Source organism: Sphingomonas sp. P3_C6, assembly GCF_056402595.1.
On the sequence record NZ_JBFUHB010000005.1, the window covers coordinates 150563 to 164548 of the forward strand.

General features: G+C 62.7%; 13 protein-coding genes. 7 read left to right on the forward strand and 6 right to left on the reverse strand.

Translation table 11 applies throughout. From position 1 onward, the window contains the following. Nucleotides 1–27: 27 nt before the first annotated feature. The 7 genes from AC1DT7_RS08380 (at nucleotide 28) to AC1DT7_RS08410 (ending at nucleotide 8107) form a co-directional block, all read left to right on the forward strand. On the forward strand, nucleotides 28–1314 hold the full coding sequence (locus AC1DT7_RS08380) for a sugar transferase (RefSeq protein WP_478035471.1): 1287 nt from the start codon (nucleotides 28–30) through the stop codon (nucleotides 1312–1314). Nucleotides 1315–1321: 7 nt separating this feature from the next. Continuing rightward, nucleotides 1322–2593, forward strand: coding sequence for a glycosyltransferase family 4 protein (locus AC1DT7_RS08385; RefSeq protein WP_478035472.1), 1272 nt, complete (start codon nucleotides 1322–1324; stop codon nucleotides 2591–2593). 28 nt (nucleotides 2594–2621) lie between these two features. Continuing rightward, a complete protein-coding gene (locus tag AC1DT7_RS08390) occupies nucleotides 2622–3401 on the forward strand; it encodes a metallophosphoesterase family protein (protein WP_478035473.1) in 780 nt (259 codons plus the stop codon). A gap of 202 nt (nucleotides 3402–3603) precedes the next feature. After that, nucleotides 3604–4530 carry a UDP-glucuronic acid decarboxylase family protein gene (locus tag AC1DT7_RS08395; protein ID WP_478035538.1) on the forward strand — a complete coding sequence of 309 codons (927 nt, stop codon included), beginning with the start codon at nucleotides 3604–3606 and terminating at the stop codon, nucleotides 4528–4530. An 18-nt stretch (nucleotides 4531–4548) separates the two neighbouring features. Next, complete coding sequence (locus tag AC1DT7_RS08400) at nucleotides 4549–6030, forward strand: oligosaccharide flippase family protein (RefSeq protein WP_478035474.1); 1482 nt, start codon at nucleotides 4549–4551, stop codon at nucleotides 6028–6030. Beyond that, complete coding sequence (locus tag AC1DT7_RS08405; protein ID WP_478035475.1) at nucleotides 6020–7102, forward strand: glycosyltransferase family 4 protein; 1083 nt, start codon at nucleotides 6020–6022, stop codon at nucleotides 7100–7102. Before AC1DT7_RS08400 ends, AC1DT7_RS08405 begins: the two co-directional genes overlap by 11 nt. A 90-nt stretch (nucleotides 7103–7192) precedes the next feature. Then, nucleotides 7193–8107 carry an NAD-dependent epimerase/dehydratase family protein gene (locus tag AC1DT7_RS08410; RefSeq protein WP_478035476.1) on the forward strand — a complete coding sequence of 305 codons (915 nt, stop codon included), beginning with the start codon at nucleotides 7193–7195 and terminating at the stop codon, nucleotides 8105–8107. Between the two features lie 3 nt (nucleotides 8108–8110). Here the strand turns inward: AC1DT7_RS08410 and AC1DT7_RS08415 are convergent, their stop codons facing one another. The 6 genes from AC1DT7_RS08415 to AC1DT7_RS08440 form a co-directional block, all read right to left on the reverse strand. After that, entirely contained in the window at nucleotides 8111–8950 is an 840-nt protein-coding gene (locus tag AC1DT7_RS08415; RefSeq protein WP_478035477.1) for a glycosyltransferase family 2 protein, read from the reverse strand. Continuing rightward, the gene (locus AC1DT7_RS08420; RefSeq protein ID WP_478035478.1) at nucleotides 8947–9486 is read right to left on the reverse strand and encodes an LbetaH domain-containing protein; all 540 of its coding nucleotides are present in this window, start codon (nucleotides 9484–9486) and stop codon (nucleotides 8947–8949) included. Before AC1DT7_RS08420 ends, AC1DT7_RS08415 begins: the two co-directional genes overlap by 4 nt. A 35-nt stretch (nucleotides 9487–9521) precedes the next feature. Beyond that, nucleotides 9522–10697 (reverse strand): glycosyltransferase, encoded by a 1176-nt coding sequence (locus AC1DT7_RS08425; RefSeq protein ID WP_478035539.1) that lies wholly within the window; start codon nucleotides 10695–10697, stop codon nucleotides 9522–9524. Next, nucleotides 10694–11749 (reverse strand): glycosyltransferase, encoded by a 1056-nt coding sequence (locus tag AC1DT7_RS08430; RefSeq protein WP_478035479.1) that lies wholly within the window; start codon nucleotides 11747–11749, stop codon nucleotides 10694–10696. The genes AC1DT7_RS08425 and AC1DT7_RS08430 overlap by 4 nt, the downstream gene beginning before the upstream one ends. A gap of 241 nt (nucleotides 11750–11990) precedes the next feature. After that, complete coding sequence (locus AC1DT7_RS08435) at nucleotides 11991–13118, reverse strand: glycosyltransferase family 4 protein (protein WP_478035480.1); 1128 nt, start codon at nucleotides 13116–13118, stop codon at nucleotides 11991–11993. Beyond that, nucleotides 13115–13945 (reverse strand): FkbM family methyltransferase, encoded by an 831-nt coding sequence (locus AC1DT7_RS08440; RefSeq protein WP_478035481.1) that lies wholly within the window; start codon nucleotides 13943–13945, stop codon nucleotides 13115–13117. Before AC1DT7_RS08440 ends, AC1DT7_RS08435 begins: the two co-directional genes overlap by 4 nt. Between the last annotated feature and the right edge of the window lie 41 nt (nucleotides 13946–13986).

Here is a 13986-nt window from a genome sequence, read left to right on the forward strand (position 1 = left end):
CGTTGGGATCGTACCTGAATCATGCTGATGCAGCGTAGTCTCTCCAGTCTCGTCGGCAATATGCGATGGATATCGTCGTTACGGGTGCAACTGCTCGTCGAGATATTGCTGGGCGTGCTTCTGCCCCTCGCGGCGCGATACGGCCTGCATTCCAATTATGATCATCATCCCTCGGCGCCGGCTAGCTTCGTGCTCTCCTTTTGCAGCGTCGTCAGCGCAACCTTGCTGGCCAGGCGCATAGGAGGGTTCCCGGGAACCCGCACCTTCATCTACGTCCTGCCGACCTTTTCCATGGCTTTCGGCCTGGCGATCCTGACCGCAATCGTCTTGCGGCTCGACTATAACCGGACTGTCCTCATCGCGAGTTTCACCCTGAGTGTCGCCGCGGCATATGCCCTGGCCTATCTCAGCGCGCGCAGGACTGTCCGCCGTTTCCATGTCGTGCCCGGCGGCCGGACGGGTTTTCTCGAGGATATCGAGGGAGCCTTGTGGATCCCACTGGTTGAGCCGGTCGTTCCGGGCGGGCGCGACGTGATGATCGTGGCCGATCTTCATCACGATCTTGATTCGCCCTGGGAACGGATGCTTGCCCAGGCGGCGATCAACGGTGTTCCGGTCTACCATGTAAAGCAGGTCCGTGAGTTGCTCACCGGGCGCGTGCAGATCGAACACCTGTCGGAGAACAGTTTCGGATCCCTGCTCCCCAACCTCGCCTATCGCAAGCTCAAGCGCCTCGTCGATCTTGGGGCGTGCGTGGCGGTAATGCCAGCGCTGGCGATCGCGATGATCATGATCGCCATCGCCATTCGTATCGATTCGCCCGGGCCGGTCTTTTTCCTGCAAAGGCGGATGGGATATCGTGGGCGGTCGTTCACCATGATCAAGTTTCGGTCGATGAGGCCGCGTGACGATGAGGGCGATCAGGCGTCGCGGCGCAAGAGCGCCATCACAAAGGTGGACGACGACCGGATCACGCGGATCGGCCGGTTTATCCGCCGCACCCGGCTCGACGAACTGCCGCAGATCCTCAATATCCTGACCGGCGACATGAGCTGGATCGGACCGCGGCCGGAAGCGATCGACCTGTCGAGCTGGTACGAAGCGGAAATTCCCTTCTATTCGTACCGGCATATCGTCAGGCCAGGCATCACCGGCTGGGCCCAGGTCAATCAGGGCCATGTTGCCGATCTCGCCGAGATCAACATGAAGCTTCAATATGACTTCTTCTATGTGAAGAACTTCTCGGCGTGGCTCGATATCCTTATCACGATGCGCACCGTGGTGGTGATGCTCAACGGCTTCGGCTCGAAATAACCGGCCCATGACTTCCGATTCTCTCGGGCGCGATGCCGCGCACGAGACGACCGGTCGCCGGATCGTCTTCGTTAATCGTTTCTATGCGCCCGATCATTCGGCGACCGCGCAGATTCTGACCGACCTCGCCGAACATCTCGCAGCGCGGGGTTGGGTGGTCGAGATCGTCACCAGCCGGCTGATTTATGGCAATACAGACGCCAGTCTGCCGCCGAAGGAGCGGATCAACGGCGTCACCGTCACTCGGGTCGCGACGGTGAACAATGCCGGGCTGGGTCTGATCGGTCGGCTGCTTGCTTATCTGACCTTCTATTTCAGCGCCGGCTGGGCGCTGATGCGCAGCCTTCGTCCGGGTACGATCGTGGTGGCCAAGACCGACCCGCCGTTGATCGCGCTGGTGGCGCTGGTGGCGTGCAGGATGCGGCGAGCGCGCCTGGTCAACTGGGTGCAGGATCTCTATCCCGAAGTCGCGGTCGAAATGGGTATGAGCGCGCTGCGCGGGCCGGTTGGGGGCGTGCTGAGTGCGATACGGGACATGGCGTGGCGGCGGTCGGCGCTGACCGTGGCGATCGGACGGCGCATGGCGGACCGGATCGAACGCCGCGGCGTCGCGGCGGACCGCATTGCGACGATTGCCAACTGGAGTGACGACGAGGCGATCACGTCCTCAGAATCCGCCAGCCCGGTGCTGCGCACGGAGTGGGGATTGCCTCTCGACGCATTCGTACTCGAATATTCAGGCAATCTCGGCCGCGCGCATGAAGCGGGTACCTTGCTCGCTGCGGCAGGGCTGCTCGCGCATCGATCCGATATCTGGTTTCTGTTTGTCGGTGGAGGACAGGCTCAGGCGGAATTGCGTCGCAACGTGGCAGATGCCGGGCGCGAGCGCTTCGTCTTTCAACCCTATCAGCCACGCGCACGCCTGTCGGAAAGCCTTGCCGTGGGCGATGCCCACTGGTTGTCGCTCAGGCCCGAATTCGAGGGGCTGATCGTGCCGAGCAAGGTATTCGGTATCGCGGCGGCGGCGCGCCCGATCGTCGCGGTCTGCGATCCCGCTGGCGAAGTGCCATCAATGATTGCGGCACCCGGGGCGGGCATAACGGTTGCGCCTGGCGATGCCGCGGGACTCGCCCGGGCCATTGCGGCGCTTGCGGACGATCGAGCGGCGTGTCGTGCGATGGGCAAGCGTGCGCGGGCAATGCTGCAGCAAGGCTATCGGCGCGATACCGCGCTCGAGCAATGGGTGCTCGCGCTTGAGCCGCTCGCCGAGCGGGGCTAGCTGCGGTTATAAGAGACAAAAGGTTCTGATGATGTTCTCGCGTTTCAGGCAATCGCGCGCAAAGCGCACCGGTCCGAAGGAGTGGCAGGGGCCCGCCGGCGCGCGCGCCTATGCGATCGGCGACGTGCATGGGCGGCTCGACCTGCTCGAGGTGATGATCGATCGAATCGCGCGGGATCGCCGGGAAAGCGGCCAGGCGCGCGATTATCTGATTCTGCTCGGCGACCTGATCGATCGCGGCCCCGATTCGCGCGGCGTCATCGATTATCTCATGCGGCTGCCGGATGACGGAATCCGGCCCGTGTTCCTGATGGGCAATCATGAGGAGATGATGCTCCGCGTGCTCGGTGACGAGCCGGAGTCGGTTAACCAGTGGCTGACCTATGGCGGCTACGAGTTTGCGCAAAGCTATGAGGTGGAAGTCGGCAGGCTTGCGGCAATGACGCCCGCCGATGCGGCGGCTCTCATACGCTCGGCCGTTCCGCGATCCCATTTCTCCTTCATCGAAGGGTTCGCCGACAGTTTCACCTTCGGCGACTATTTGTTCGTCCATGCCGGCATGCGGCCGGGCAAATCTCTTGAAGAGCAGGATACGCACGATCTCCGCTGGATCCGCGACGAGTTTCTGAACGATGAGAGCGATCACGGCTGCATGGTGGTGCATGGCCACACCATTTCGGCCGAGCCGGAAGAGCGGGGGAACCGCATCGGCATCGATACCGGGGCGTATCAGTCGGGTATCCTGACGGCGCTGTGCATTGAAGGCTCGAAGCGTCGCACGATACAGGTCGACGAGCGCGAGTTGTGACCGGGCGCGGTAAGGACTGTGCGGACGCAGCATTTTTTATAAGTGTGTGGTCTGGTGCGATACGACTGCACCTTGTAGCAGCACAATAACTCGGTCCAGATCGGGATTAGCGGTATCGCATGGTACCGCCCGACCATAGGCCTGTTCACAAGGCGGGGGCATCAAGGACGTGGCAAGACTCTATAACAGCCGCAGGCGCATCATGGTCACCGGTGGGGCGGGGTTCGTCGGCTCTCACCTGATCGACCGCCTGCTTGAACGGGGCGACGAGGTATTGTGCGTGGACAACCTGTTCACCGGTACGAAGCGGAATATCGACCATCTCGCCGGCCATCCGCGCTTCGAGTTCATGCGCCACGACGTCTGCTTCCCGCTGTATGTCGAAGTGGACGAGATCTACAATCTCGCCTGCCCGGCATCGCCGGTCCATTACCAGCACGATCCGGTGCAGACGACCAAGACGTCGGTGCATGGCGCGATCAACATGCTGGGCTTGGCCAAGCGCCTGCGCTGCAAGATCTTCCAGGCCTCGACCAGCGAGGTCTATGGCGACCCGAGCGTCCATCCCCAGACCGAGGCCTATTGGGGCAACGTCAATCCGATCGGCATCCGCTCCTGTTATGACGAGGGAAAGCGCTGCGCGGAGACCCTGTTTTTCGATTATCATCGCCAGCACGGTCTGGAGATCAAGGTCGCGCGCATCTTCAACACCTATGGCCCGCGCATGCACCCGGCCGATGGACGTGTCGTCTCCAACTTCGTCATGCAGGCGCTGAATGGCGAGCCGATCACCCTCTATGGCGACGGCCAGCAGACCCGGTCCTTCTGCTATGTCGATGATCTTGTCGCCGGTTTCATGGCGTTCATGGAGACCGCGCCCGAGGTGTCGGGCCCGATCAATCTGGGCAACCCGGTCGAATTCACCATCCGCGAACTGGCTGAACTGGTGGTCGAGATGACCGGGTCGAAGTCGGAGCTGGTGTTCCGTCCGTTGCCGCAGGATGACCCCATGCAGCGTAAGCCCGACATCACGCGCGCTCGCGAGACGCTCGGCTGGGAACCGTCGATCCCGTTGCGTCAGGGCCTGGTCAAGACCATCGAGTATTTCTCAGAGCTTCGGAAGGGCTGAGGCGCAGCCGCCACCAGCATGGCAATTCGCCGCAACAGTTTCGTCAACCTGACCGGGAATCTGGTCGGCCTCGTCTTGTTCGCGGCACTGACGCCGCTCTATTTTCATGTGATCGGCAGTGAGCGCTACGGCATCCTGGCGATCATCTGGGCGTTCCTGTCCTTTTTTGCCGCATTCGATTTCGGGATGGGCTCGGCGCTGACCTATCGTGTGGCGAGCGATTTGCGCGGTGACGTCCAGCGCCAGTCCGAATATTACTGGACGGCGCTGTCGATCAGCCTGCCGGTGGGCCTCACCATGGGGCTGCTGCTGTTTGGCCTGGTCGGCGGTGGGTTTGGCAACCTGTTTCACCTCACCGACGTTGTTCTTGCAGAGTTAGTGCGTTCGGCGCTGGCCTTGCTGGGGATCGGCGCCTGCACGATATTGTTGTCGACCACAGGCGGCCTGTTGCGCGGGCGCGAATATTTCGTCACGAACGCAGTGCTGACGGCGGTGGCGCTGACGCTGTCCATATTGTTGCCCGTCCTTGCGGCGCTGTTCATCTCACCGTCGCTTCATGTGCTGATCATGGCGGTGCTTGCCAGCCGGTTGATCGTGGTTGGATCGGCGATCGTCTTTGCCCTGGTGGTGATTCTGAAAGGCAGGCGACCCAGCGTCTCGTTCGGTGCTGCGCGATCCCTGGTCGGCTATGGTGCCTGGTCGTCGCTCGGCGGGGTGTTCGAACTCTCGATATCGTCGGCGGACCGCTTCATCATCGGTGCGGTCGCGGGGCCGGCGGCGGTGGGCTATTATTCTGTACCTTCGAGCGTACTTGCCCGGGTGATGATCTTTCCGACCAGCATTGGCGGTGCGGCGTTGCCGCAACTCGCCGCACGTTCGTCCGATGAAGAGGCGATCCTTGCCCGCAAGGTCATCAGGATGGTCGCGATGATGACGCCGTGCTTCGTCGGCGGTATCTTCCTAGCCGATCCTTTTCTGCGCCTGTGGATGGGCGCACCGTTCGCGAAGATCGCGACCATGCCGATGCAGATCCTGCTGCCGGCTTTCTGGCTCGAAGGGATTTCGGCGATCCTGTTCTATCGCCTGCTCGCCCAGGGGCGGCCCAGGACGAGCGCGGCCGTGGTTGCGATTATCCTGCTGCCCTATTGCGCGCTGATCTACTATCTCACAGGAATCTGGGGCGTAGTCGGCGGTGCGGCCGGGTATCTCGGGCGGAATCTGATGTTCGTGACCGGGAGGGCGACCGTCACATACGCATGGCGCATGCTAGCGACCACCATCGGCCCGGATTTCGTACTGCTGCTCGTCGCATTGGCCGCCTGTCTGTTCGCCTGGCCGGCGCAGCCGCCGCTCGCCGTCGCGGTGCTGCTGACCGGTGCCTCGATCGCGCTGACCCTGAAACGGCGTCCTCCGGAATTCGACAAGATGGTTCACGATTTTGCCCGCCGTATCGGCATCCACCGGCCCGTTCCCGCCGCAGGAGGCGGCCATGATGTCTGATTCTCTTTCCGTCCTGTTGATCGGCTATGCCCATGGTGAGGGCGGCGTGACCACCCATACGCACTGGCTGGCGCACGGACTTACCCAACGCGGCCACAAGGTGCGGGTACTGTCGCCCGTGCCGCCCCGCGATTTGCCAGAAAGCCCATGGCCGTATCGCGGCTATGCCGTCGACCATTATGGCGATGCGAAGGATGCGCTTCGGGGCTTCGCGGCGCTGGGCAAGGACCGGTTCGATGTCGCGGTGGTGGCGGGCACCGGCTGGAAGGCAATGGGCGGCGTTATCGCCAATCGCCGGATCAAGCGCCGCATTTTCTTCGAGGTGATGAGCGGCGACGCCATGGGGTGGCTCGATCCGCGACGGCTGGTGCATGCTGGATTCGATGCGATCGTCAGCCTCGCGACCGCGGTCGAAGAGAAGGTTTGCAGCGAATTCCACTGGCGCGGCAAGCGCACCATCATCCAGGCGTTGCCCGAGCCGCTGGAAGAGCGCGCGACCATCCGAGATCGGGGCATCGTCGCGGTACCGGCGGGCAAGATCCGCGCGGTCTATTTCGGGCGAGTGGTACCGCACAAGGGTGTCGGCTTCCTGGTCGATCAATGGGCGGCGCTGGCGCCCTATCTCCAGTCACTCGACGTTTACGGTACCGGCGACCAGTTGGCCGAACTCGAGCCTCAGGTTGCTGCACTCGGGCTGTCGGATGTGATCAAGTTCCATGGTCGTTATCCTGACGGTCAGGCCTATGTCGATCTGCTGCGTCAGTTCGATCTGCTGCTCCTGCCGACGGTCGGCCTGGAGGGCGGCCCGCTCGTGCTGCTGGAGGCGATGGCATGCGGTACGCCATTCGTCGCGAACGGCATGGGCGGTGTGCCCGATTTCAACAACCGGGATTGCCGGGTCAGCAAGGACATATCCGGCTTCATACCGGCGGTGGCGGACATTGCTGGTGCGATGGTGGCGGGGGAGATCGACGGGTCGAGGCTGCAACGCCATTATCGCGACAATTTCTCCTTCGACGTGCTCGTCGGCAAATGGGAAAGCTATTTCCGGTTCCTGGTGAATGGCAAATAGGATCGAGGCGATTATTCGCTCGCAATCTCCCTGCAGTTGGAAGAAACGCCGGCGCGCGGCGCAATGTGCTCGACCAGGGAGTGATCGGCAGTGAAGCAGGCGGCAGTACTTGGGGCAGCGGGCTTTGTCGGCCGCCATACGGCCAGGGCGCTTGCCGGGGCGGGGTATGAGGTGGTCGGCATCGGCCATGGCACCTGGCTCCGCGACGAGTGGCGCGAATGGGGCCTGCGTGAATGGCATGTCGCCGATATCGGCATGGAGGCACTGCTGACCTATGCCGGCGAGCCGGAGATACTGGTTCAATGCGCCGGTAGCGGATCGGTCGCCTTTTCGATGACTCACCCGGCACAGGACTTCAGGCGCAGCGTCGAGTCGACGCTGGCTGCGCTTGACTTCGTCCGCCTGCATGCGCCCGGCTGCCGTTTCGTCCTGCCGTCCAGCGCAGCGGTCTATGGCACGGTCGAGCGGATGCCGATCGGCATCGCCGATCCTCTCCGTCCGGAATCACCCTATGGCGTGCACAAGACGATCGCCGAAGATCTTTGCAGATCCTATGCGCGCACTTTCGGGGTGCAGGCGGCGATCGTGCGACTGTTCTCTGTCTATGGAATCGGTCTGCGCAAGCAGCTCCTGTGGGATAGCTGCATCAAATTGACTCAAGGCGAGGCGCGATTTGCCGGCACTGGGGAGGAACTGCGCGATTGGCTCGACGTCCAGGATGCCGCAACGCTGCTGCTCGCGGCAGCGGGGCAAGCCAGTGCCGCGTGCCCCATCGTCAACGGCGGCACCGGACAGGCAGCGAGCGTGCGCACGATCGTGAAAGGGCTCGAGCGCGCGCTTGGTGTCGCCATTCCTCCCGTCTTCTCTGGCGAGCGCCGGAGCGGAGACCCGATCGGTTATGAGGCCGATATCGCTGGCGCGCTGGCCTGGGGCTGGCGCCCCGAACGAGCGCTCGCAGATGGGTTGGCCGCCTATGCCGCCTGGTTCCTCGACGAAGCGCGTTGACGTTCAGGCGTCGTTACGGGCGCCAATGATCTTTAGGCGGATCTCGTAAAAATAGAGCAGCTTAAGGAACGCGTAGTGGAAGCCCGCCGCGCCATCCAGGAAGCCGCGCTTCAGAAAATAGGTGCCGGCAAAATAGGCCGGCGCGAACCACCAATGCGAGAGGTTGCGATACTTGGTCCGCTGGCGCGGCGTTAGCGCTGCCCAGGCTGCGTCGCCCCGCGCCATCAGGTCGGCATGCCGCTTCGCTTCCCAGGTGGCATAGGCATTGTGTCGCGCAATATAATGCTCGATCCCGCGGTAATCGAGATGATCGATTGGCGCCGCGATCTCGCCGGTTGGGCCGTCGAGTACCGGGTGTTCGTGCACCTCCATGTCGAGGTTGCTCCAGCGCCGGTCGTCGATTCGCTCATATTGGCCGGCCCCCACCCTGAACAGGGCGAGCTTGCGCTGCGGTACGCCGTACCTGAGCACCCGACCCATGAAATGGTTGCTGTAGTTCAGCCAGAAGCCGACCACCGAGGGTTCAGCGTCGCCGAACAAAGCCCGACCCAGCTCGTCGACGAACTGTTCGGTGACACGCTCATCGGCATCGAGGAACAGCACCCAGGGCGTCGACGGCGGATGGTTCGCCAGGACCCAGTTGCGCTTCTTGGGGAAATCGCCCGACCAGTCAAAATCGATCCAGCGCGCGCCGTGTCGGTCCGCAATGGCGCGGGTCCCGTCGGTGCTGCGAGAGTCCACCACCCATGTCTCGGCAAACGCGCCGAGCCGCGAGAGACAAGCATCGAGGTTCTTTTCCTCGTTGCGGGTCGGCACCACCACCGTGATCGGGAGGGCCGTCATCGTTCGCCGACCCGCCGGGCAGGATTGCCCGCGACGATCGCCCCCTCAGGGACATCGCGCATGGCGACGGCGCGCGCGCCCACCACTGCGCGGGCGCCGACCGTCACATCGGGGCCGATGAAGCAATCGGCGCACAGCCAGGCCTCGTCGCCGACGGTGATCGTAGAGCGGATCAGCGGCATTTGCGGATCACGGAAATCATGTGTTCCGGCACAGAGATGGGCGCCTTGTGAGATGGTCACGCGTTCGCCGATCCTGATGCCGGCAAGGTTATATAGGTTAGCGCCGTCGCCAACTGACGACCAGTCGCCGATTTCCAGTTGGGAGGGCATGAAGATCCGCACATTTGGGTATATCTGGCAGTTCCTGCCGATCTTGGCGCCGAACAGCCGGAGCCAACCGGCTCGGGCGCGGTAGAGGGGGCGGGGGATTGCCCGAAAGACCAGTTTGCCCAGGCTCCAGGCGATCCTCGCGAAACGTTCGCCCCGCGTATAATTGGGGATACGCCGGTTGCCCTCGATGTCGAGCGCCGACACCCCTGGTGGTCCTGAAGAGCTCTCCCCTGCCACGTTCAGTCGGCGACATGACGCGGGCGGGGACCCCGGCCGGAAAGCCAGGTGAACAGTGCGATATGCTGATCGACGATCCGTTCCCAGGTGAAGCGTTCCTCCACCAGTTTTCGGCCTCGTTCGCCGGTCTCTTCGAGAGACGAAGGTTGGTCGAGATGATAGAGCAGGGCAGCGGCGAGCGATTGCGGCGGATTCTCGATCCGATAGGCCCCGCCTGCAACAAAGCCTTCCGGGATGTTGCAGGCGTGCGTCATCAGCACCGGCTTGCGGTGTGCCCAGGCCTCGAGGACGGTCATCGGCATCCCCTCGCTATAAGAGGGAAGGATGAACGCATCGCAATTGGCATAGGCATCCAGCTTCGCCGCGCCGAACAGCGGGCCGCTGAACTCGACATTGGTGAGGCCGCGTTCCTGAACCAGGCGAACGAGGTGCTGCAGGTGGTCGCCATCGTCCCAGCCGGCGATCTGCAGAATCCAGTCATCCCGGAGCGCGGATGATTTGGCGCCCGCGATCGCCCACGCCTCGATTAGCTCCGCGATGCCTTTTTTCGGATGGATGCGGCCAAGGAACAACAGCCTCTTGCGTGAGGTGTCGGCCGGGTGGACCGGAACATAATCCGATTCGGGTAGGGAAATGCCGTTGGGGATCACCGCGATCGGTACGCCGAGACCAAGCGCCTCGATCGCATCGGCTTCCGCCCAACACAGTGCGCGAAGAACGGCGGCTGAGCGCAGGTTGGCGTTTTCGAAGGCCCATTTTGCGACGGCTTTCTTGATCTGGCTATTCCGCTGCGCCCAGGGATCGAGCATGCCGTGGGGCGAGATAACCAGGGCGCCATCGTTCGCACGGTTCCAGCCTCGCGCCACTACGGATGTGTGGTTCCACAGGCCGTGTAGGTGAAGTGCGTCGTACGAATGGGCCTTCAATTCGCTGGTCAGCCCCGGCGCGTAGCCGAAACGTTTCGGGCCAATCGATGGAAAGGCCCGGAAATGGTCGACCTTCCAGGCATCCCGGACGTCTGCCAGGGCAGTGTCGGCAACGCCATATACCGAAACATTGTGGCCGCGCTGATGCATCAGATTGGCGGGGAGCCTGACGGATTCGAAGAGGCCGCCGGCCCCCGAACTCAGCGAGGTGGTGAGAATGCCCAGATTCAAGGGTGTCGCCTGAGCGGTCATTGAGTCGCCATCCTGCGCATTGCAAACGCCAGCACCGCGCGAGCCATCAGTGAAGGGCGCGCACGCGGGGCTGCGACCGCATAACGGACGGCACCGGCCATTCCCTCGCCGAATCGGATAGGCGCGCATTCCGCGACCAGCGCAAGGCTCGCCTGCCGCATCTTACTATCGTCTCCTACTGCAGCGATCGCTTTCATCGCCGTCGCCAGGGCCTCCCGGTCATGCGGAGAAAAGGTGAAGCCGTTCACGCCGTCCCGTACCAGGACCGGAGCGCAGCCGCACCGGTCGGAGACGATCACAGGCAGCCCGGCCGCCATTGCCTCGTTCACCACCAGACCCCACTGCTCGACCGTACTTGCGTGCACGAAACAGCCCGCCGTTCCATAATAGCTCGGCAGTTCGCCATATTGGCAGAAGCCCGGCATATGGACATGCGCCGCGAGGCCTAGTGCATCGCGCTGCCGTTCGAGCGACGCGCGCAGATCGCCATCGCCGAGCAGCACCAAGGGCCAGTCGGCCGGATCGTTGCTGCGTCCCTGGCGGAACTCGGCATAAGCATCGAACATGACCGCGAGGTTCTTCTTCGGAATGAAACGATTCGAGGCGAGGAAATATCTTCCCCGCGCCGCGTCGGGAAGCGGCAGCCCGTCAGCACCGTCCGGCATGGGCGCGTTCCTTGCCGCCCCGGCCATCCGTTGGAAATAATCGTTATCGACGACATTGTATCCGCGAAAGATCGCGTCGGACGGCAATCCCAGCGTGTGGAGATATGCTGCCTGCCCATCGCTGGTACATTGACCTGCCGTGAAATATTCGAAGACGCGACGCTTGAGATATTCAGTACTCCACTTGCGCTCGAAATCCCAAGGGTTGGTTTCCGACATCGCAATCACTGGAATGCCGCGCGCCACGGCCCAACTCGCGAGCGCCAGCGCCATTTGGGATGACCACCCCGGCACGGCGACGGCATCCGGCCTGAACGGTGCCACCTTCGCCTCGATCGCGGCAAAGACATCCGCCGCGCGGCTGGCATATTTATCGGTGCTAAGCACAACCCGGGTCATTCCGGCAGGCAAGTCCGGCGAATCCCACGGATAGAGTGCGCTGGTCGACGCGCGTTCGACCGCGAGCAGCTCGACCTGCTTCGCCGCCGCATTGAGGCGCGCGATGTGGTAGGGGCCGAAATTGTCGAAGGCGATCGCGACGCGAATATTAGCGCTCCTTGCGTAACTACGGGCTGGTATCGCGGTTTTGTTGCAACTGCGAGAGAAACTTTACTGACCTTGACTTTGATCAGGCCAGCTCACCCAGATAGCCGCGCAGGCTGGCCGCCGCCGCTTGCCAGGTGAAGCGGCGGCCGCGTAGCAATCCGCGAGCAACCAAATCTGCTCGTGCCGAATCGTCGGTGAGGAGGCTGTCCAGCGCATCGACATGCTGGTCAGGCGATGACGGGTCGACCAGCAGGGCCGCGTCGCCCGCGACCTCCGGGATCGACGAGCTGTTACTGGCCACCACTGCGGTACCGCAAATCATCGCCTCGATCACCGGGATGCCGAAGCCTTCGTACAGCGAGGGAAACCAGACGAGACGGGCGGCATGATAAAGGGAGCGGAGCGTATCGTCACTGACGAACCCGGCAAGCACGATCGACGCTCCGATCGCTTTTGCGTGCTCGACATAGTCGGGGGTGCATTGCCCCGGCACGACCAGCAGCAGATCGGGATGCATTGCCTGCAGTTTCGGCCATGCCGCCAGCGCGACATCGGCATTTTTGCGATAGGACAAGCCACCCGGCAACAGGATGAATGGTCGGTCGCGCAGACCAAGGCGTTCGAGCTCGGCTTCACCGGCGGCGTTGGGCGGCTGGAAGAAACGTTCGGTCACCCCGTTATGAACTATTCGGAGGCGGTCCCGCATCGTGGGGTAGAAATGAGCGATGCGCTCCGCGGAGAAGTTTGAGACGGTGTGGAACATGTCCACTTTGCGTTCGAGCTTGCCGTACAGCACCTGCCACTTCGCCTTCTGCCGCGCGAAGCCGGCGCTGCGGGGCAGGGCGCTCGGTTCGAAATAGGACGCGTCGTGCAGGGTGACGACGCTCTTTGCGCGTCTCGTCGGCACATAGGATTCGCTGGCGCAGTAGACGACCTCTGCCTCCGGCCACCAATGTTCGGCGCGAGGCCGGTCGGTCGCGATCCACAATGCTTGCTGCCAGGACGTATCCAGTGAGAAATCAAGATAGCGATAGTCGCTCCAGGGCTTCCCAACCCTGGGTATCACGTCGCGATGATCTGCCCGATCGGCCAGTATCCTGATGTCGTCCTGGCCCAGCAGTTCAAGCTGCTCGATAATGTTTCGCACCACCCGGCCGGCACCGGTCGCATTGTGAATCCGGCGCAGATGCACATAGGCGAGCAGCTTCATCGCGGCGTGGCTAGCCAATTCTCCAGAACGATACCCGATATCTCGTCGGGTATGGCGGGCGTGAGAGTGCCCGTATCGGTAAGGCGGCTGAGATCGTAACCTGCCTCGATCAGCATATTKGCGGGGTCGGCAGCGCCAAAACCCGCCCGTTCGGTCAGGTCGGGGCAGACTTCGAAATAGATTGCAGGGCGAATCTCTCTCAGGACGCGTTGGGCGCCGCGCAACACCAGCGTCTCATATCCCTCGACATCGATCTTCAGCAAGCCGATCGCATCGATCCCCTGCTTAGCGACGAAGCTGTCAAGGGTGGTCGCCGGCACTTCGGCGACATGGCCGCCGCCGTCCCTGCTGATGCTGGCCGTGCCACGCTTGATCGGATCATTGTCGAACATCACCGTACCGTCCGCATCGGACACGGCATAGCGATGGCAGGACACCTTGGCCGCGCCATTGCGGGCAATGTTCGCTTCCAATGTCTCGAAGGTAGTCGGATTGGGCTCGAATGCGTGGATTTCCCTGTCCGGGAAGCGGCGGGCTAGCACCAGGCTGACCAGGCCGATATTCGCGCCGACGTCGACGATCGGGCCCGTGCCGAACGAGGTCTGCTCGAAAAATTGCCGCTCCGATGCGTTGATGAACTCGGGGACCGAGTGATATTCGGAGAAACTAGAGAAGCCGCCGATCTCGATGCCGTCAAGCAGGCGCCGAGACGGATTGCCGCCCGATCGGGCGGAACTGGCGACCCAGGCTAGATACTCTCCTACCATCGAAGGATCGCGGGCGAGACTTGCCGCGTTGCGGGCCAATTTCGAACCGAGGCCTGCCATATCAGGCGACACCTTCGGACCAGATGTTGCGAGCGTGGTCC